The following is a 21,705-nucleotide window of genomic DNA, read 5'->3' on the forward strand; positions in this document are numbered from 1 at the left end:
GGTAACACATAGCGAGGCACAAACCATGATCGCAAGAATATTCAGAAAGCTGTTCAGCAGTGAAACCAATACGTCTTCAACCTCTTCCTCTAATGCACAGGTATCGACAATGAATAACAATCAAACTCTCTATTTCGGTGGTTCAATCCTAACAATGAACGACGACAACCCAAGCGTTGAATCGGTCGTCACAGAAAATGGTCATATTATTGCCGTGGGTGCTGAGCAAAACCTAAAAGCACAATATCCGAAAGCAAAGCTTCACGACCTAGCAGGCCAAACGCTGATGCCAAGCTTTATTGAGAACCACAGTCATATCTTACTGTGCGGTAACATGGAGTCCATGCACGATCTGAGTTTCTTCAAATACCAAAAACAGGACGAAATGATGGCTGCATTTCGTGCGATGACACCCAATAAAGATGGTTGGTTGATGGGCATTGGCTGGGATGTTAAAAAACAACAGATACCATCTTTAGCAGAGATCGATGCAACGCACCCAGAACTACCAATGTTTATTACAATGCAAGGCCACGGCGGTTGGTTGAACAGCAAAGCTATGGAAGAGCTGAGCATAACCAAAGACTGTGAAGTACCACCAAACTCTGAATACATCAAAGATGAAAATGGTGAGCTTACAGGCATGATTTTGGGCCAAGCCGCAGTTATGCATGCATATAAAGGGACATTCCCAACCCCAGAAGTGCGAGATGTTGTAGCAGCATCTCAACAATATGCGCGTCAAGGCATCACTGTCACTTCAGACCTTATGATCATGTCTCCAAAAACATTAGGGACACTTGTCGAAGCTTCACGCGATGACAACTTCAACGTTCGTGTAGTTGGAGGGATCGTTAATAACTACCCTGACTTTGCACAAGTCATCGCTCAACGCGCTGAGTACCAAACGGATAAGTTCCGCATTGGTTTTTTGAAAGCCTTTACCGACGGCTCAGTACAAGGTGGCAATGCAGCAACAAAGTTGGAATATCAGAATGATGAGTTTAAAAACCTACCTCGTCCATTGTGGGGAACGCAAGAAATATTCAACCAAACCGCAGGGGCTGCAGCTCAACTAGGTATCGACTTTGTTTTCCACGCTAACGGAGAACAAGCACTCAGTGCAGCGTTAGACGCGGTTGAACACGCTCGTACGACTGCACAAGAAAACGGCCATGATGTGAGCAACTTTATGTCTCTGGCACATCACCTGTCACTAACAGAAACTCCACAGTTTGAGCGTATGAAAGCACTCAATACACGTCCGAGTTTTATCATGGGACACCTATACTGGACCGGTGGTCAAATCATTCACGACTACTTCAAGGATGAAGACCTACACCATACCTTCAAAGTTAAAACCGCTGTCGATCATGGCTTACACCCGACGTTGCACAATGATGCTCCAGTAACTCCAACGGCACCATGGCAATCAATCAAAACGGCAGTAACACGCGAAACCTACACCGGTGATGTTTTAAATGCAGAAGAAGCTATTACTGTTGAGCAAGCACTGAAAGGCTATACCTTGTGGGCAGCTGAACAATTCAAGATAGAAGATACACACGGTACCTTAGAGGCAGGGAAAGTCGCAGACATGATGATCATCGATAGAAACCCTCTAAATATTTCGCCAAACCAGCTCGACAAGGTAGCGGTGAGAACCACCATCATGGCTGGTAACGTCACCTACCAAGCTTAGTCGTTCGACTCGACACTTAAGCTCGTAGTTCACCTTCGTTCCCCCAAGGCTCAGTTCTCGTAGCATACAGTTAAAGGCTTAAGTCTTAGTCTACAACTGAGGTGAACATTAAAACGATGCTATCCATATGATTTGCTCTAGGCCCTTTAACCGGGGCCTTCATTTATGACCAGTAGATTTTTGAAACAGTAAGCAAACTCAATACCCAATATAAATCACAGTTAGCACTGTATTGAAGCCGGTTTTGTACGGGCGCTATCAACGTTTAACACAATTGAACGTATTGGAAACCGAATACAACCTCACCGGCTAAATATGATCTACCTGCAATAGAGCCTATTAACACACTTAAATTGAGTGGCATTCAACTCCAGCGGTCAAGGTATTCATCTAATTTGCTGTCCCTACACTTCCAGCATTGGCCAGTACCACTAATAGAACGCTTTAAAACTCTGCCACAAGTAAATATTAGAAGGTTTTTCAATCATGTTACGACAACTATTTCCTTTGTTCTTATTGGCTTTTGTTACGGTTTATTTTTCTTACAATATCGGTCAAAAGATAATAAACGCTATTGAATCAGCCAAGGAAAACAGCCTTAAAATAGAGCTTAACACGTTCGAAATCGATGACTTTTTCCATACTCAAAAACTAAGATAACTGATAAAAAACATTAAGTTATCGATAACAAAAAATGACATAGATTTTATTACTTTAGTTTCGTTTCCGGAGTGAACTCTGCTCGATAGTATTAAATCAAATTAATAACTAAACACAGAGGTCATAAATGACTAACCCTACCAAAAAACCAACTCAAAATATGGCAAGCTCTCCTGAAGAGATGATCAAGATTTTAGCGGATATCTCATTTCAAAAACCAGAAGAGCTTAGCCAAACAATGCAGTCTCTTCATGAAGATCACTTCCACACTCTTGAAATGGAAGAGACACCACGACCTTACGTCGAAAACAGTGCGTTCGATGATATCCTCGCAGATGACATCGAAAGCTTCGCGATGAAACTTGTCGATATTTCAAAGCAGTCACGTGCCGATGGCAACATCTTGTGGGGACGAATTCAAGGAACCCAGTATGAACAACAAGCCCAAGATCTCGTCGCACAAACGCTTCGATCATTTGGTATTGATGATGTACGCCAAGATGAATTCCCAATCCGTACCCCACAGTGGCTTCCAACTCTCAATGAACTGACTGTTACGGCTTCGAATGAACTCACCGCGCCCTATACCTTCCACGAAGCAATTACACCATTTCCATCGGGACAAACACCTTCAGAAGGCGTTGAAGCCGAAGTTCTTTATGTTGGGCAAGGAACAGCAGCTGAGCTATCAGGTAGAGATTTAACCGGCAAGATAGTGCTTCTACAAGCCGATTTCTCAGGTGGCGGCCCAATGTATTCCAGTGCGCGAACAGCGTACTCACGTATTGCTACTGGTCAGTATGGTATGCCTGCTGGTGTTATCGCTTGGTGGACTTTACCAGGTGCAAAACAAATTGCGACACGAGTAGGAGCTATGGGCGGCGGAGACTCAGTCGGTACAGCACTGCCTTGGATCTCATTAGGTTACGATGATGGACTGTATTTGAGAAAGCTGCTCGATCGCGCAGAACAAGATCAGCCATTGAAGATAAGAATGTGCGTACAAGGTAAGATGGAAGATGGCTCTGTCCGTTCGTCATCCAATGTTTACGGTTTTATTCCGGGTAAATCAGATAAATACGTTGTGATGACGTTCCATTCGGATAGCTACTTCTATGGCTTACATGACAACGCTGGGACTGCAGCAATGGTGATGGCAGCAGCCAAGCACTATGCCTCTCGCCCGATAGAAGACCGAGGACACGGCCTACTCATTCTGTCTGTGGGTGATCACGAACATCCTGGTGTTGGCGCAACGGATCTATTCATTGAGCAGAACCACCAATTTGTTCGCGATAATATGCTGATGGTGTTGCGTCCGGAAAAACTTGGCTTGATCGCTCTAACGAAAGAAGGACCAATACAAGCTAAGAGCAATCAAGCGATTCCAGCCATGCAACTCATAACCAACCGCAGCCCCCGACTTCTTAATATCTTTAAGGAAGCTGTCGATACTTTTGCTTTGCCAACCGCTGACTTTTATTATCAAGATCCTGCTGCAGATGAAACCCACTTTCACCCACCATTTTCGAAATTCGATGATCTAAATGCTATTTCCACGGGCTGGGCTATCTCTAGCTACGCATATCATTCAACTGCCGATTATGACTTGGGATTAATCAGCTTCAAGCTGTTAGAAAAATACGCAAAGGCGCATATCTTTATTGTCGACAACCTAAATGGTCTAACTAAGCAAGACTTGTTGGAAAATGGCTCTCAACTGCCTGAACATTCAATCTACTCTTCTGAATTGTTCAAAGTTTATTACGGCAATTTTTAAAAGACCAAAGCGAATCGATTGACAGCATCAAGGTTAATCAATTACTAGTACAAAATAGTCTAACCAAAGCCAGCATTTTCGCTGGCTTTTTGACATATCCACTCAATTTAAATGATATGAGACCTAACGACCTCCTCTTGCCGATTTATGAAAAAGGGCTTAGAGAACTTATTACATTACTCACCAAATAACATGACACAGAAATATGACAAACAACGTTAAAGCACTGTATTAATTCAATTTATTACCAACAAAAAGTGACACATAATTTGTTGGTTTAGTTTGGTTTCATCTGCGGACGTCCACTCTTATCATAACCTCGACTTCACAATTAACGAGTCCATACACCCGTTCCCTAGAAACAACAGTGCTACACGACTGACCATAATGTCGGCCTCAAAAGCACGATGTAAACCAAAAGGTCTACCCATGAAAAAAATGCAGTTTGTTACGTTTCCCTTACTTCTGATCGCACCATTTGTTATCGCCGAAGAATCAGTACAAGACATGTCAGATCCACTCGCTATTTATACCCAAGCTGGCGTTGGTTTCACTAACCACGGCATTAATTTAAAAGTAGGAGCGACCTATAACACCGGAGTCAGTACGGAGGTCGGAATGAATATTTTTGAGGTGAAAGGATTCGCTGGTGATTCAGCAGGTTGGAGCAGTTCGAGAGAGCGCAATAACTCGATAGACTCAATTCGATACCGAAACTTTGAAGTTGACCTCACCAATGGCCGAGGTAGCCAGGTAGATATTAACTACGCAACAGCAACCAACCTAGGTGCACAAGAAATTGGCACCATGTCCTACTCTATGATTCAAGCCTTACCATCATTCGGTCCAATTACCTTATTCCCACTCGCAGGAGCAGGATTCGCATTTGGTAATAACCTTGATAAAGCAGGATTAACATCAAGCAACGGATACACAGTACCTGGCACACTCGCTGTTGTCGGTACTTACAGCAAAATCACACTAACCGACAAAATTTGGCTCAACTACAACCCAATGTACATGATGACTTTATCGGGGACTGACACCTTTAAAGACTACTTTTTCGAAAACAGCGACAGTGTTTTAGTCCACGAATTCACCGCATCTTATCAGTTCAACCCTCGCTTCAACGTACGTTACTTCGCTAACTGGAGTGAAAATGTCGATATTTCAGATGGGGCGCACCGTGTAGAGTTTAACTACCAGTTCTAACATTTCAACAAGAAGCTCCAGTGGGGCTTCTTACAACCAAAAGGTGCCCATCACTAATGACTTTTATCTATCTAATTACTCAATTTTAGTCTCGTTTGGAGTTCATTATGGACACAGTATCTGATTCCTCGAAAGCCCATACTACCCGTCTAATTATTGCGCTTTGCCTAGCGCAATTCTGTATATCTGCTGATATCGCAACCATGGCAATAGCCACCAGCGCTTTAATTGCTGAGTTTAATTCCAATGTCGAAGCACTAAAAGTAGCTAGTACCATTTATCCTCTGATCGGTGCATCATTGATGCTCACGAGCGGAATCCTTGGTCTGTATATTGGTTGGCGACGACTTTTGATATGCGGACTGGTTTTTGGCGTTATGGCTTCAATATCGAAACTGTATGCACCATCAATAGAATGGATAACCATGGTATCACGCACACTATCGGGCCTCGCGGGTGTAGCGATTCTGCCTTCTTCTATCGCCTTGGTTATCGGCCACTTCCAACCAGATAAGCGTGCCAAAGTTTTCGGGCTACTCGCAGCTTCGACTGGCCTAGCCGCTGCGATTGTTCCAATAGTTAGTGGTTGGATGTTCGATAACTTATCATGGTTTAGCGGCTTTGTTGCTACAGGTATATTTTATGGCGTGGCCTTGATGTGTGCGATTGGTTGGATCACCCCACTAGCGAATCAAAAACCCAAAAAGTTCGACTCACTTGGCAGTGTATTGAGCGCCTGTAGTATGCTGTTTATCATTTTTGGATTATTGAAGTCCCCAGAATGGGGGGTATTACATAATAACTCTCCTTATGACCTACCCGTTTTTCTTTCATTTTTAAGCCCGGCTATTTGGATACTAATTGGTGGCATTACATTATTCGCTTGGTTTATTGAACACGAAAAGAAGTTTGAACAAAAACACGATAGCGCTCTAGTTCCAAGCTCTTGGTTTCACAACAAGCAATTTCTTCTTGGGGTGATCATCCTTATCTCGATGTACGTAATTTTTGGCGGTCTTAACTTTACACTTGTGGCGTTTTTACAAATTGCGATTGACCTTTCAGCTTTGCAAACTGGGATGATCATTCTGGTTTTCGCCATAAGTTTGATTGTGTTCTCCATCATCACGCCTATCGCTTTTAAGCAATTTAATGAAAAGTACATTTCTCTTTGTGCATTCGCTTTATGTTGTGGTGCCGCTGGTCTTGCTTGGCTTTGCTCTTCAGCCTATGAAGTCAACCGACTGATTTACTTAGCTATGACTATTTTTGGCGCTGGTATTGGTATGTTGTCATCACAATCGCTCATCATCATTACCAAAGCTGTCGGCGAAAAAGAAGCCGAACGCGTCGGTGGCGTACAAGCCACACTGCGGAACATAGGTATCGCGATTGGTGTTTCCGTTATTGCAGGAGCCGGCCAAGCGACCATGGAGCACAAAATACGGAATCAAGTTGTCTCTCAGGCTCAGTATTCACACACAATTCAGCAAGCAGTAGGTAACAGTCTCACCATCCCATATATTACCGACAGTCAACTTACTCAATATTTATTCGAAACGAATATTCCCAAATCGGAGCATAGCACGCTGTTAATGCTCAATGCAGAATCACGTCTCATCAACTTCCACTCATCCATTTGGCTGCTATTTTTAGTTGGGCTAATTGGAATTGGCGCCTGTAGCCGGCTAGCTATCAAGTAAGGCAAGGCCACGTTCTAGAAGGTTCGTGGCTTATTCCCCACATAGATATTACTTGTAAAGCACCAGGGATTAAGAACCTCGACTACGGACACACTTTCACCGCCAAAACACGTAAATTTGATGACGAAATTATGACTAAAATGCGATAATTAAATCAGTTTCTATTCAGTTATCTACCTATGACCAAACTCACTTTAGAGCCACCTGTTTACCTTATCGGCGAATACTTGTATTCATCAACATCGGGGGTTTTATCCAAAAACGATAACCTTACTCGATTAAGAGCCAAAGAATCCGCTTTGCTAAATGCATTGATCAACCGAGTTCCTGACGTATTATCTCGTGAAAATATTGTGCAAGAGCTATATGAAAATACCTATGCGACCGACGCAACAATCAACCAGCTGGTCAAGCGTTTAAGGAAAGCCATGAGTGACGATCAGCGTTCACTCATTCGTACGATACCAAAACAAGGCTACTTACTGGCTATCGACCCTAAACTGGTTGAAGAACGCCCTCACGCATCGCCTGAGATCCCAGCTAAATATTTAACAGTCGAGCACGGTGATTTTGACCCTATAGACGTTGATATCGAAGAGCTCAATCGTGTAACCAACAGAAAAATCGCGCCTCAAGACGAGAGTCGTTTACAACGTTTTGGCGCTGCAACAGTCATAGGTTGTTTACTCTCTGTTGCGATAGGCTACGGACTTGGCGCTTGCTTCGCGCCATCGGCGCGTTATCTTGATCAAATATCGGTAGGTGAAGCAGAAACCCAACACATCGATACCCTTTCACAAACACCCACAGTGGTTATCGATAAAGACCAACAGGTTGTCGCAATCTACTTAAAAGACGATGAAGAAACCGTTCATTGTGAATACCAAGAGCAAGTAACCTTATGCAATTAAAATCGAAACACTATAAAGTACTCTCGATATGGTTTGTTTGTATGGCTGTTGGCTTTCTATTGTTCCAACTAAGCTACACACCGACTAAACCCTTTACCGGCTTTTGGAGTGGGCACACGATCGTTGATTACGGTGGGCGCTCATTAAACATCAGTACCAAACTCATCATCGATGGGCCAGAATCAGAAAGTGCAAGATTGATTACCACATTAGGGCCGAAGTCAAACACGGCAGTCCCTTTCCAAACCAGCGTCACCAGTAACATCCAAGTTCAAGGACGGGTCGACTCAAAGATCACCTTTTCGCTAACCGAATTAAATTACACCAACAAAGAGGCACTAGAAGCTTACTTAAATCGCGAGTTACCACAAACGGGCAGCTTGGTTTCGGGTAAGTCATGGGCAGTCGATGATGATGAGATATTTATTTATTTGACCCTCGCTTTCGGTGAAAAGATGGGCGTAATTCTTAAGCGTAGGGAATAGACGCTCAGCGTCGTAACTATTAGTTTCCTAAAAGCTCCTTCCGGGTCCCGCCAACTTCAACTACTATCATTGAGAAGAAGCGTGTAAAGCCATATCTTTATCTTCCCTTTATAGATATGGCTTTACACGCCCTATCGAACCCTTACAATGTGCAGCAAATATATTTATCAAGGTTTATCTCTATGTCTATTCAATGGTTTCCGGGCCACATGCATAAAGCCCGCAAAGAAATCGAAGAAGTTATCCCACAGGTTGATGTGATCATCGAAGTACTGGACGCTCGTATCCCGTTTAGTAGTGAAAACCCAATGATCTCTTCACTGCGCGGCGATAAGCCTTGTGTAAAAGTGTTGAACAAGCGTGACCTTGCCGATCCTGAACTGACTCAGCGTTGGATTGAACACTTCGAGAAAGAGCAAGGCGTTAAAGCGATTGCGATTACGACTAGCGTAAAAGAAGAAGTTAACCACGTTATGGAGCTAGTACGTAAGCTGGCACCGCACCGTGAACAGATGGGCAAGAATATTCGTACAATGATCATGGGCATCCCAAACGTGGGTAAATCGACCATCATCAACTGTTTGGCGGGACGTACGATCGCGGTTACTGGTAACCAACCTGCGGTAACTCGTCGTCAGCAACGCATTAACCTGCAGAATGGCGTGATCCTTTCAGACACTCCAGGGATCCTTTGGCCTAAAGTGGAAAACCCACACAGTGGCTTCCGCTTGGCTGCAACAGGTGCTGTAAAAGATACGGCAATGGAATACGATGAAGTGGCATTTTACACAGTAGAGTACCTAGCAAAGCAGTACCCTAACCTTTTGCAAGAGCGCTACCAAATTGAAGAGCTGCCTGAGTCTGACATCGAACTGATGGAAGCGATTGGCCGTAAGCGTGGTGCACTTCGTGCAGGTGGCCACATAGACATTCACAAATGTTCAGAAATCCTGCTTCACGAATTGCGTAATGGCACTTTAGGTAAGGTAACTCTTGAGTTGCCAGAAATGATCACACAAGAGCTGATCGAAGTTGAAGAAGCGGCTGCGCTGAAAGCCGAACAACAGATTAAGAAAAAAGAAGAGCGTCGTAAGCGTTACTTGAAGAACAAGCGTTAATCGCTATTAGTTTTTATTAATCTACTTTAGTTTCTGTTTACCACTCTTACACCTGCCTCTAATATATTCACGTTCTATCGATGATAGAGCGTGAATATTGCCTGTTACCGTTTGTTGATCTAGCTAACATACTGACAAATCTATAGAAACGGTCGTTTACAATCCCAAAGACTGTGACATACTACGCAAATTATTGTGTATCCATCTCGGCTAATTTCTCAATGCGCTCTTATTCTGGGTTCAAGAATCAAAGATTTAAAACCTATTTCGATAATGAAATTTATTTGCCGTACATAAATTTCATCTACATCCCGATCTCAATATTCTGTGCTTTCATCATCACCGACTACATCCACTTTGGTAGCGAGTGCATTACACCTATCATTTTCCGAGTCATACTTTTTCTATTGATGATGGCTGTCGCCAGATACTGCATTACAAACAAACCCAACGTTTTGGAACTGGTAGAAAGTACTTTCCTTGTAGTTAGCTCACTTTTCTTAGTCTATGTCGGTCGGCTTGCGATTGATCTGAATAATTTCGATTACCAAGGTGGTATCATTCTCGTCATGATCTACATTGGCACATTTTCAAGATTGTCAGCCAAATACAGTATCTTTACGCTGTCGTTTATCTTTTTGGCTTATCTGATCGGCCTTGCGCCACTGCTTTATGAAGCAGAGCCAAAGCATGAAATAGAAACAATTTCCGTTTATATTTCGGCTTACATCCTAATCTCAGCGGCCTGTATAAGACGTGACTTAGAAGTACACAAGCGTTTTGCTCAATCCGAGCAGTTGCGCAAACAAGCGATTCAGCTTCGCAAACAATCCAATATGTTTGAGGCGCTTTCTTATCAAGACGCGCTAACAGGTTGCTACAACCGACTTTATCTTCATCAGGTCATAGAACCGAGCATAAACCGTCAGTTATCCATTACATCGATAATGATAGATGTTGATCATTTCAAATCAATTAACGACACCTACGGCCATCAAATGGGCGACATGGTGATAAAAGAACTGGCTGATGAGATTCAAAAACGACTACCGACGAGCAGTAACTGCTTTCGATACGGGGGTGAAGAATTTTTGGTTATGGTGCAAGGGGAAACAAAGGCTTCAATTGAATCGCTAGTTAACTCCCTTTTAGAGTCCCCTTCTCGCCTTAGGTTAGAGGTAACGATTTCAATCGGTGTAAAACATGCTCCGCAGGCCCTTGGTTCTGTCGAGCAACTTATCGACGACGCCGACCAAGCACTCTACATTTCGAAGAAAGGCGGTAGGAATAAGATCACATGGTGTGATTAATCACCCAGTATTTCACGCACCTTAGCGATTAACAAAAAAGACAACTACTCCAATCAAAAAAGCCCCGAACAATTTAATGCTCGGGGCTTTTATCTTGATTCTTCAGCTTTGGTAAGCGTTGCAATTAAGCAAAGAACCAGTATCCAACAAGAATCGTCTAAGAATACACGACGCTTGCTGTTTTCTGTTCAAGTTCAACGGGAGAGTTCCAAGAAATCACTTTCTCGTTCACTTGGCTGCCGCATGGCGCGTTCCAAACTTGCTCGAGTTCTTCTTTGCCACCAATCGCTTCATAAAAAGCAATCGCTTGGTGGTTCTCAGACATCACCTCTAGGTAGAGCCCTGAGTCCGAATAGTATTGCTGCAACCACTTCGATAATTCAGACAGCAGACGCTTGCCTACACCTCGACCACGATAATTATTGTCTACGTGTAACGCATCAATGAACGTGCCACGCTCAAAGTTGTGATTACCAAACGCGCAGACGAAACCAACCAGTAAACCGCCTTCTTCAAGCAATAAAACATGTTGGTTGAAAGGAGGATTAATCAAACGAGTCTGCCAAATAACAGATCTGTCCTCCAAAACATCATTTTCTAAGTAATCATCAGCAAGAATGCCACGGTAATATAGCTTCCAGCTATCCGCGTGTAATTGGGCAATCCGCTCATAATCTTTATATTCAGCTACCTTAATTTCCATTTATTAGCCCTTAGTACTTCCATTTATGACTTGCTACTACATTTCACACTACCTTTATACAATATTTAAGCAAAACATACTAATACACGTTTACACTTTCAATATTGACTTACACGTGTACGCTGATATTCTAGCGCACAGATGTAAGCCCAATGGAAATTTGCTAATGAATAGTGCCGACAAACAATCTACAAAAAAGCCGCCATTAATCTGGCTCAATATTTTTGTGTTCTCTTTTAGTATGCTGCTTGCTGTTGTTGCGGCTCCCGTTTATGGCTACTTTTTTGGCTATGGCATGGAGCACTGGATATGGTTAGCAATCTGCTTTACGTTCTGTAACCTTTCAATCACGACGGGTTATCACCGTTTATGGTCACACAAAGCGTTTGAGGCGCATTCAAGCCTAAGGTTCCTGTTTGCATTGGGTGGCGCATTTGCCCTACAGAACAGCGCGCTACACTGGTCTTCTGATCACCGTGTGCATCACAAGCATGTCGATAACAATGACAAAGACCCATACTCTGCAAAACGTGGATTTTGGTACTCACACATTGGCTGGATGATTCGTAATTACAGCACTTCAATGTACGAAAACTACGAAAACTGCCGTGACCTTAAAAAAGACAAGATTGTTATGTGGCAGCACAAGCACTATGTTCTGTTGGCATTGCTAATGAACTTCGGCGTTCCTATCGCTTTAGGTGTGATTTACGGTGACGTACTTGGCATGTTGTTAATCGTAGGCGCTGTTCGTTTGGTACTTAATCACCACACAACATTCTTCATTAACTCCCTTGCTCACATCTGGGGTAGCCAACCTTTTACCGATAAAAACACGGCCCGTGATAACGGTGTGTTAGCGGTTTTCACTTTTGGCGAAGGCTACCATAACTTCCACCACATCTTTGAGAACGACTACCGTAACGGCATCTACTGGTGGCAATACGATCCAACAAAGTGGCTGATCAAGAGTGCTTCGCTGATGGGACTGGCAAGTAAGCTTAAGAAAACCCCCCAAGCTCGTATTGAGAAAGCTGAAGCGTCAATGTTACTTAAACGCACCCAGCAAAAAATCATGCATCGTGCCGACAAGCAACAAATCGCGGAGAAGCTTCAACAAGAGTTTGATGCTCTAGTATCAAACATGAACGAGTATTACGAAGTTAAAAAGCAGCTGCTTGAAAGTAAACGTGAAGACGTTGTGAAGAAGTACGAACACTCAGTTCTTAAAGTTCGTTACCAGCAAATCAAAATGAATTTCGAACAACAGAAGAAAAATTGGGCGATGACAGTGGAACAATATGCTTAAAGCAAAAAAATACGCTTAACACACCAATAACAACACAGTTTGATTCTTATTCTGAAGCCCTTATATTGCTATGAGGGCTTTTTTAATTCACAGTTCTAATTAAATTTATGAATTTTAAGTCTTTATTCTAATTACAGACACTAGTTCCAAATGTCACATTTCCAATGCAACAAGATGTCACTTCAGAGCCTTGCCTGTGACAAGAATCACTTACAGAATGATATCCATCTCATAACATGCGCGTCCCAAATTTCTTTCAGCAATTAGCGGACCCACTTTATGAAATTGTTAAAAACATCTATCGCTTTCGCCATCTCTTCTGCACTTTTGATTGGTTGCAGCAGTGACACAGATTACGTTCAACCTGAAGAAGTAAAGATCGCGACTTATAACTTGTCTTTTGATCGTGCCACCTTCGAAGACCTCGTAACGGAAATGCAGATTGAACCAAGCGCTCAAACAAAATTAGTGAGCGACTATTTGGATAACACGATTGATGCCGCTGACAAAGAAACAGCAGCGAAAGTTATTCAGATCCGTAACGTCGCTGCCGTGATTCAAAAGAATCGTCCTGATGTTCTTATGATGGCTGAGTTTAACAACGACGGAACAGGTACTGACAAATCAGCACTCGAAGGCTTCCAGAAAAACTACCTTTCTGTTGCTCAAAGTATCGAAGGAGCAGGCGGTGACGCGAACCTAGAACCAATCTCATACCCGTATTTTGAGAGCTATTCGACCAATACAGGTTTGCTGAACGAATTTGGTTTTGATTTAGACAATGACGGTAACTTCGGAACACTTCCCGGTGACGCTTGGGGCTTCGGTTTCTACCATGGCCAGTACGCGTTCGCTTTGATGTCTAAATACGAAATCGACACGGCCAACACTCGCACATTCCAAGAATTTAAATGGAAAGATCTTGAAGGTGCTACCATCCCAACAATCACAGTGTGTGATGATCCTAGTAAGTTCCCTGCAGGCATGGACTGTGGTGACGAGTGGTACACAGCGGCTGAATGGGAAGAAGTTCGTCTATCGTCAAAAAACCACGTTGACGCACCGATCCTAATCCCAACTAAAAATGGTACAGAAACCGTTCACTTGTTAATGTCACACCCTACTCCTCCAGCTTTTGATGTGGGGAAGAACATTGAGCAAAACGCAGCAGAAGTCGACTTCTGGCACCAATACATCCAAAACAAGTCGTTCATCTATGATGATTCTGGAAAAACGGGCGGCCTAGAACAAGGCAAGCACTTTGTCATGATGGGCGACCAAAACCTAGATCCTGTTGATGGAGACGGCATTAGCTCTGTAATGCAAGATTTGCATAACGACTCGTTAGTTAACCAAGAAGTCACCAACGGCAGTCTATACCCTACTAGTTATGGCGCAGCTGAACATGCGGTAGATAATTCATTGCCTCACCCACAGCCAAACCGTATCACTTCAACGTTTGGACTTGCTGTAGACTACGCACTGCCGTCAGCTACCTTAAACATTGTTGAATCTGGTGTATATTGGTCAGCTTCGTACGAAGAAGGACGCAAGCTATTCAATGACTCACGAATTGGTGATTATGGTAACGGCAAAGATGTTTCATCTGACCACCGTATGATCTGGGTGAAAGCAGACTTCAGTAACTAACCTATTCAATTGAGAACCAAGAAGCCCTCCTATTGCTACGAGGGCTTTTTATTGAGCGAAACGATTGCTACCAGCTTTATGCTCTCAAACTCTAATTGTGGATGCTAGTAACCATAGTTATTGGATTCCAGAGCTCTTTCTTCAATCTAAAATATAACTATATTACTTGAACTTAACGAGTTTATAGCTAAGGAATTGAGAATGAGTAAACTGACTATTATTGCAACGATCGTCTCTAAAGAAGACAAAACTGAGCTAGTTAAATCAGAGATGATTAAACTGATCGATAAAACCCGTGTTGAAGACGGCTGTATTAACTACGATTTGCACCAAGATAACAGTAACCCTGCTCACTTTGTTTTTCATGAGAACTGGGATTCTGAAGCTCATCTAGAGAAACACTTAGCGAGCCAACACATCGCCGAGTACATGGCTGCGACTGAAAACTGTATTGAAACCTTTGTGCTCAACAAAATGACGCACATTGCCTAACCAGTCACTCAGTACTGATTCAATAAAAACCCTGATTTCAACGCAGGGTTTCGCTTTTCTTGCCTGTCATGTTGTTTCGAGTTCATTTTGTGCCAGGCTCGAGGTGCCGCTTCCTCCCTCATAAACAGAAGCTAATCTCTCCACAGTCGAAATATTCCTAAACCAATATCAAGTAACCTCACGAAAGATCATTCACATTCATTTAAATACTGTTCGCGCGCTTTGACCATAAACTAAGCGCCAAATTACAAGAACAACAGTCGACAGGAATGTAGATGAATACCAAACAACTTGAGGGCGCTGTAAGTGAAGTGAACTTATTCAATCAGCACATATACTTAATCCAATCCGTGCATACCATTCCGACCCCAAAAATGAATTGGGAGTCGATTGCGATGGAGCCTGCTCCGGTAATGCCAACAGTTCGATTCGATCATAAAGTCAAAGGCATGGAAGCACTCGATGAGTACAAGCCTAGCTGGCTAGATATGCTGCTAGGCAACAAGTCGAAATTGTACACCCTCACTAACAATATTGAGCGTGCCGCCGAACAGGACATCGAGCAATACAAGACAGAGTTTGTACATTGGGTTCAAAGCTACAGCTACTGGGCCAAGGGCAATCAATTATCGAAAGGTATTTTAAACAACGATAGCGAAGCAAAGCTTTCTGCCCTTTCCGAAGCTCAGCAGAACTCCATTAACGCCGCGGTAGCCGACACTAAGCTGATTAACCATAACTTCAATACTTATAAGAATGGTCACCTGCTAGAAATCAATATTCAGGTTAATAAGCACAACGTGATCCCTAAAGAAAAAAAGGTATTGTGCCAAGGTGAAGTGAAGCTTGAAACGATGTCTCTTTCTGAAAGCAATGCTTTATATCGAGAGTATGTCTGCAGCTGTATTCTCAAATGTGCGCAAGATGCTTTCAATGTCTTACCCGAGACGAGCGCTGTGATCAATGTTGAACAGATTTCAGCAGATCAATCAAGCGAGACCATAGTTTCATGCCATGTCGAACAAGGGCTACTCGAGTTCTTATTAATCGAAGACGATAAACCTTCTGAGATACTTGAATTCTTTGTCCACATTGAAGATTTCAATCCTCATCGAGGTAGCGGGTTCTCAGCGATAAAAACGATTTTTTCGCCTTTACCTATGGCGTCGTAACTCACTAGCTTTTTCGATTCAATCATTGGCGACTCTTCACGACTAACCTTGCGTTCGTCGTGTTCTATCATTTTATATACCAAACCATTATGTCGACACACGCTATCTCGCAAACAACGCGCCCATTAACAAACACAGTTTCATACACACGATACCTAGGAAAGCTACCTTTAGCTCTCATCGCGTTCTCTATGCCCATATTTGGAAAAGAGGCTGGAGAGGAGGTTGAAGAAGTGGAAGTCGAGGACCAAGTCGTATTAAGCGAAGGTGCTGAATTACAAGAAGAAGCTAAAGAATCCCCTTTTACGACCTTGACCAAGCTTGGGTTTATCTACTCACAAAACACCAGCTCATCTTTGTCGATCAACTCTGGAATCTCTATTGGATACAAAAAAGAGAACTGGGGCCAACGAGTTCAGTTTGATACCTACTATACCGATGCTGAAAATGATGAAGATGGTACTAATCGTTATACCACCAACTATGGCATCAGCTATGACTTAAACGAAGTCACCTATTTGGTTGCGACAACCCGTTTTGAACACGACCACTTTGGTACCTATCGTAAGCAGTTCATTGTTGCTACCGGATTAGGTCGTCATTTTTACGATACCGAAAGAATCAAGCTTCAAGGATCGGCGGGCCCGGGTTATCGAATCAGTAAACGACAATCCTCCGATGAAGAGTTCCCCAACAAAGAGAACTATGAGCTAATTGTTAATGCCAGTATTGATGGCTCGCTAACGCTCACAGAAACGTTTTCTATGGGCGCAACCGCTAACATGGCTTACGGTGAAGAAAACACCAACTACAACCTTAAGGGCTATCTAAAGAACATTCTGATGGGCAACTTGGCGCTTACGTTCGATACCGAATACATTTACAACACAACCGTCGCCTCAGACCAAAGCAACGCCGAAATCTACAGCTCGATGAATCTCAACTACGACTTTTAAAGATCCCTTCAATTCCTACCCCGTATACAAATAAGGCCCTCATATGAGGGCCTTGAAGTATCTAGCTTAAATTTGAACGATCTCGCTACGCTGTTTTCGTTCTAAATCGAGTCAACACATCCATTTGCTTTAGGTTCGCCATACCGACATACGCGACAGGCACTAAAAACAACGAGAAGAAGGTTCCGACAGACAAGCCGCCGACCAGCACCAAACCAATATTAATACGACCTAATGAACCTGGGCCATCAGCCAAAGCCAACGGTAATGAGCCAAGGATCATGGTGAGTGATGTCATCAAGATAGGACGCAGCCTTGAACGTGCGCTGCTGATTGCCGCTTCCTGAGCACTTGCACCCGATTTACGTTTCTCGTTCGCAAATTCCACCAGCAAAATACCGTGTTTAGTTACAAGGCCGACCAAAGTCAGCAAACCAATTTTTGAGTAGATATTGAGGCTTTGTCCAAATATCGATAGCGTCAAAATCGCGCCTACAATACACAATGGAACCGTCAGTAAGATGATCATTGGGTCAACAAAGCTTTCAAACTGAGCCGCTAAAATCAAGAAGATGAACACTAAGGCCAATACAAACAGCACTTGTGCACCCGCTGTTGAATCGACGAGGTCTTTTACAATTCCGTTGAACTCGTAACTCTGTGCGGATTTTAATAAACTCGGCACCGTGTCGTCGATATAAGTTTTGACATCACTCGCCGTGTATCCCGGCATTAAATCAGCTGTGATTTCTGCACTGTCTTTACCCATAAACGTCTTAAAGTTCGATTCCGATGTCACTTGTTTAATAGAAACAAACTGTGACAACGGAAGTCTTTGACCTGATTGAGAGTCAACGTACAACTTGTCCAACACTTTAAAATCACCAAGATCTTTACGGTTTACTTGTACTTGTATTGGGTAGGTATAACCGTCGTCTGCTTGTAAATCAGCCGCTTTAACAGATCCAAGAAACGTCGATAACGCATTGGTGACATTACTGTAATCCACGCCAGACAACACAATCGCATTGCGGTCAATCGACAAATCATAACGTAATTGGTCGCGCAACATTGAGTTCTTAATGTTTGTCACACCCTCGTAATCTTCAAGCGCTTGGACGACCTCACTTGCGGTTTCAGACAGCACCGTGGTATCACGATTAACAGTGGTCAGTTCAAGGATCATGTTAGTGGCAATGTTTAAGTTATCTGCTGAACGCACCTTGAAAGACATGCCATAAGCAGAGACTGAACTTTGCGCTTTAGCAATAAACTCATTCACCAACTCATCCGCTGATTGGTCACGCTCTCCCCATGGTTTTAATAGAACGTGATTGGTCGGAGTGCCTTCAATGTAAGACAAGTTCGCTTCCACCGAGTCATCACCTTTGAACACGCTGTTGAGTTGTCCATTATTATCGAGATGATACTGACGTCCAACTCCTGTGGGAGGCGTTGAAGTAACCTCAACAAAGCCAGTATCTTCCGTTGGAAGCAGCACTTGAGGCATCTTCCAAACAGCCAAAGCAGACAAAGCAATCAGCATCAAAGCGATACCACTCATCAGTGCTTTACGCTCAAACCACTTACCTAGCTCTTTGGTGTACACATCAGAAAGGACATTCAGTTTCGCATCGACCTTTTGGTACCACTTTGCGGGTGTTGAAACAGGCTTCATCAAATAAGCGCTCATCATGGGTGAGAGCGTTAACGCCACAAAACCAGAGATGATCACCGCCGCAGCAAGCGTGAAAGCAAACTGTCTAAACAGGTCAGCGGTTAAGCCCGCCATCAAACCAATTGGCAAATACACAACAGCCAAAGTAAGCGTCATCGCAATCACAGGGAAGACGATCTCTCGACACCCTTTGATTGCCGCATTAAATGGGGTTTCACCCTCTTCGATATGTCGGTAGCAGTTTTCAGCGACAACAATCGCATCATCGACCACCAAGCCAATCGCAAGAATGATCGCCAAAATAGTCAGTACGTTGATGCTAAAACCAAGCAAATGCATCACCGCAAACACACCTATCACACACACTGGAATGGTGACGATCGGAATCGAAGCCACGCGAACAGAACCTAGGAATAGAACAACCACTGCGGAAACGAGAACAATTGCCTCAACCAAGGTCATGAAGCCTTCATCGATCGCGGTTTTAATGAAATCTGCTTGGTTGTAGACCATCTTCATCTCAATGCCTTCTGGCAACTGAGGTTGAATCAGGTCGATTTGCTTCTTCACTTTATTGGCGACTGTAACTGGGTTTTCACTTTTCAGTGGCAATACCTGAATCGACATCGCTAGGTTATCACCTACACGTAGAATACTTGGCGTTAGGCTCTCTTCACCCATTTTGACTTCAGCAATATCGCCGATACGAATGATCTTGCCGTTATCGACACGCACCACCAAGTCTCTTACATCATCAACGCTCGTCACTTGATTGACTGGGTTGATAGAGAAATCTCGTACCTGACCTTTAATCGTACCCGCAGTAAATGTCGCATTGTATGAGCTTAATGTACCTACCACGTCTGACGCGCTCATGTTGAGCGCCATCATACGATCAGGCTGTAACCAAACACGCACCGCTTTCTCACTGCCGCCGTACGGCCCCCAAATACCACCGACACCTTGAATATGTTTAAACTGCGGCACGACTTGTTGGCTGATGTAGTCGTACATCTCTTGCTTAGACATCTTGCCAGTATTCACAAAAGTGATGATGTTACTCGGCATGCTGGTATCAGAAGAGTCATCCGTTACTGTTGGCTTATCCGTCATACTCGGTGGAAAATCACCAATCGCTTCGACACTGCTGCGCAAGTTGTTCATCAGGCTTGTGTATTCAACTTCATCAATGTCGTCTTCGAAGATGATTTTAAGATTACACGTCCCTTCCTGACAATCCGTAGTCATGGTTTTAACGCTATCAAGACCCGTTGCTGCAGTGATCAGTTTGTCTGCCACGTTACGTGACATAAACTCCGCACTCGCACCATTGATCGCAGCAGTTACCGTTGCTGACGGTGTTTTATGTTCTGGAAAGTATTGGATTGAGAGCTTTTGAAACGACAAAAGCCCAAGCAAAACAATGGTGATACTCAGAACAGACGCAAACACAGGGTGCTTAATACAAATCTCAGGAAGCTTCATTAAGATTCTCCTTCGTTACAGCTTCCTTGCTTAATGTTTCCTTGTTGTGAGTTTCGCTTGATGATTGCTCAACAGTCGCGCTTGTTTCTGCTTGCTCGCTATTTTCGTTGATCGCTTCGTCTACACCTTTTGATGCTTCCGTCCAATCAACCGAAGGTTCAATCGGATGTGGTTCATCCACCTTGGTTACAATCTTTTCTACTTTAGGCTCAGCGGTCTGCTGAGTGTTCTCTTTGTTTGTCGGCTCCGTTATTAGCTCAACGGTTTTCTGTTCAGCATTTGGGTTCATGACCTTAACTAACGACGCTTTCTTGAGGTTCTGTTGTCCCGTCACAACGACGTTATCGCCTAGCTTCAAGCCTTTCTCTACAACAACGTAACCATCGTTAGTATTCACGCCTAATTCGACAATACGCTGCTCGATTTTTTCTCCATTCACTACCCAAACAAAGCGCTCTGCATCTTTTGCTTGAACGGAGTTTTGAGAAACCACCATCTGCGTTGAGTCTTCGCTTGTCATCTGACTCACTTTGGCAAACATACCTGGAACCAATCGATGATCTGGGTTAGTCACGTGCGCGTGCACTTCTACACGGCCTGAACTCTCGTCCACTGCTGGTGCAATGTAATCCACCACGCCAGAAAAGGCTTCATCGACAAAGGCATCAACTTGAATGGAAACATTCTGCCCGAGCTTCGCATTGCCTAAATCCGACTGGCCAATGGAATATTGAACTTCGACAGGATCGAGTTTGATCAAACTCACCAACGCGGTTGCGCTATCAATCTTACTGCCCACAGAGTGGGTAAAGTTGGTTAACTGCCCATCAAATGGCGCAACCAATAAATAGTCATTCATCAGCGCTTCTTTTTGACGGAAATCAGCCGCAGCTAAATTCGCCTGCTCTCCCAGTTCTTCAACATCTTGTTGAGACATAGAGTCAGGCTGTTTCTTTAGTAATTCTTGTACTCGCTTTAATTTCGACTTTGCTAACGCTAGAGAGCTTCTTGCTTTGTCTAAATCGGCTTTCGCTTTGGTATTGTCCAATTGAGCGATCAGTTCGCCTTTTTCAACTGAGTCTCCATCTTTGAAATGGATATTGAGAATTTTGTCGGAGGCACTAAATGTCAATGCAGCAGAATCCGTCGCCCTGATTTTGCCAACCTCGTTGATTGAAGAAGTGAATGCTTGTTTGTGAGCTTTTTCGATAGTCACTGGAATCAAGTTTGAGTCTTGGGCAAACGATGGAGAGATGTGTAAGGCAAACAGTGCCAAACAGATTGTTTTACTAAGCTTTGTAAATTTCATTTTTAATAACCATAACCGTTGAATTCGTCTGAATTTAAACGTTTTTCTAAGCAGCTATTTCTTACTTAAT

General features: G+C 43.4%; 16 protein-coding genes. 13 read left to right on the forward strand and 3 right to left on the reverse strand.

All coding sequences use genetic code 11. The features are described from left to right. Nucleotides 1–25: 25 nt before the first annotated feature. The 8 genes from OC193_RS19305 to OC193_RS19340 all read left to right on the forward strand — a co-directional run bounded on the left by OC193_RS19305 (nt 26) and on the right by OC193_RS19340 (nt 10,881). Nucleotides 26–1,702 (forward strand): amidohydrolase, encoded by a 1,677-nt coding sequence (locus tag OC193_RS19305; protein WP_080967417.1) that lies wholly within the window; start codon nt 26–28, stop codon nt 1,700–1,702. A gap of 787 nt (nt 1,703–2,489) precedes the next feature. Further along, nucleotides 2,490–4,142 (forward strand): M28 family peptidase, encoded by a 1,653-nt coding sequence (locus OC193_RS19310; RefSeq protein WP_048662635.1) that lies wholly within the window; start codon nt 2,490–2,492, stop codon nt 4,140–4,142. Between the two features lie 429 nt (nt 4,143–4,571). Beyond that, nucleotides 4,572–5,354, forward strand: coding sequence for a hypothetical protein (locus OC193_RS19315; RefSeq protein WP_048662634.1), 783 nt, complete (start codon nt 4,572–4,574; stop codon nt 5,352–5,354). Between the two features lie 107 nt (nt 5,355–5,461). After that, nucleotides 5,462–7,057, forward strand: a complete 1,596-nt coding sequence (locus OC193_RS19320; protein WP_048662633.1) for an MFS transporter — start codon at nt 5,462–5,464, stop codon at nt 7,055–7,057. A gap of 179 nt (nt 7,058–7,236) precedes the next feature. Further along, complete coding sequence (locus OC193_RS19325; RefSeq protein WP_048662632.1) at nt 7,237–7,968, forward strand: winged helix-turn-helix domain-containing protein; 732 nt, start codon at nt 7,237–7,239, stop codon at nt 7,966–7,968. Next, entirely contained in the window at nt 7,959–8,453 is a 495-nt protein-coding gene (locus OC193_RS19330) for a hypothetical protein (protein ID WP_048662631.1), read from the forward strand. The genes OC193_RS19325 and OC193_RS19330 overlap by 10 nt, the downstream gene beginning before the upstream one ends. 182 nt (nt 8,454–8,635) lie before the next feature. After that, entirely contained in the window at nt 8,636–9,571 is a 936-nt protein-coding gene (gene ylqF, locus OC193_RS19335) for a ribosome biogenesis GTPase YlqF (protein WP_029405588.1), read from the forward strand. A 284-nt stretch (nt 9,572–9,855) separates the two neighbouring features. Next, on the forward strand, nt 9,856–10,881 hold the full coding sequence (locus OC193_RS19340) for a GGDEF domain-containing protein (RefSeq protein WP_048660411.1): 1,026 nt from the start codon (nt 9,856–9,858) through the stop codon (nt 10,879–10,881). Between the two features lie 157 nt (nt 10,882–11,038). Here OC193_RS19340 and OC193_RS19345 read toward each other — a convergent pair whose 3' ends face one another. Next, nucleotides 11,039–11,584 carry a GNAT family N-acetyltransferase gene (locus OC193_RS19345; RefSeq protein ID WP_048613495.1) on the reverse strand — a complete coding sequence of 182 codons (546 nt, stop codon included), beginning with the start codon at nt 11,582–11,584 and terminating at the stop codon, nt 11,039–11,041. Nucleotides 11,585–11,750: 166 nt separating this feature from the next. Here OC193_RS19345 and OC193_RS19350 point away from each other — a divergent pair, with 166 nt between their 5' ends. The 5 genes from OC193_RS19350 (at nt 11,751) to OC193_RS19370 (ending at nt 17,163) form a co-directional block, all read left to right on the forward strand. Further along, nucleotides 11,751–12,893, forward strand: a complete 1,143-nt coding sequence (locus tag OC193_RS19350) for an acyl-CoA desaturase (protein ID WP_048662630.1) — start codon at nt 11,751–11,753, stop codon at nt 12,891–12,893. Nucleotides 12,894–13,172: 279 nt separating this feature from the next. Beyond that, on the forward strand, nt 13,173–14,543 hold the full coding sequence (locus OC193_RS19355; protein WP_048662629.1) for an endonuclease/exonuclease/phosphatase family protein: 1,371 nt from the start codon (nt 13,173–13,175) through the stop codon (nt 14,541–14,543). 201 nt (nt 14,544–14,744) lie between these two features. Continuing rightward, on the forward strand, nt 14,745–15,035 hold the full coding sequence (locus tag OC193_RS19360) for a putative quinol monooxygenase (protein ID WP_048662628.1): 291 nt from the start codon (nt 14,745–14,747) through the stop codon (nt 15,033–15,035). Nucleotides 15,036–15,310: 275 nt separating this feature from the next. After that, nucleotides 15,311–16,207 (forward strand): hypothetical protein, encoded by an 897-nt coding sequence (locus OC193_RS19365; RefSeq protein ID WP_048662627.1) that lies wholly within the window; start codon nt 15,311–15,313, stop codon nt 16,205–16,207. A 191-nt stretch (nt 16,208–16,398) separates the two neighbouring features. Beyond that, nucleotides 16,399–17,163, forward strand: a complete 765-nt coding sequence (locus OC193_RS19370) for a DUF481 domain-containing protein (protein WP_048662626.1) — start codon at nt 16,399–16,401, stop codon at nt 17,161–17,163. A gap of 85 nt (nt 17,164–17,248) precedes the next feature. On the opposite strand, the gene OC193_RS19375 is transcribed toward OC193_RS19370, so the two are convergent. Together OC193_RS19375 and OC193_RS19380 are read right to left on the reverse strand one after the other, a co-directional pair. Beyond that, nucleotides 17,249–20,326, reverse strand: a complete 3,078-nt coding sequence (locus tag OC193_RS19375) for an efflux RND transporter permease subunit (protein ID WP_048666271.1) — start codon at nt 20,324–20,326, stop codon at nt 17,249–17,251. Then, entirely contained in the window at nt 20,313–21,635 is a 1,323-nt protein-coding gene (locus OC193_RS19380) for an efflux RND transporter periplasmic adaptor subunit (RefSeq protein ID WP_048662625.1), read from the reverse strand. Before OC193_RS19380 ends, OC193_RS19375 begins: the two co-directional genes overlap by 14 nt. Nucleotides 21,636–21,705 lie beyond the last annotated feature (70 nt).

It is taken from the genome of Vibrio crassostreae (assembly GCF_024347415.1).
GTDB classification, from domain to species: domain Bacteria; phylum Pseudomonadota; class Gammaproteobacteria; order Enterobacterales; family Vibrionaceae; genus Vibrio; species Vibrio crassostreae.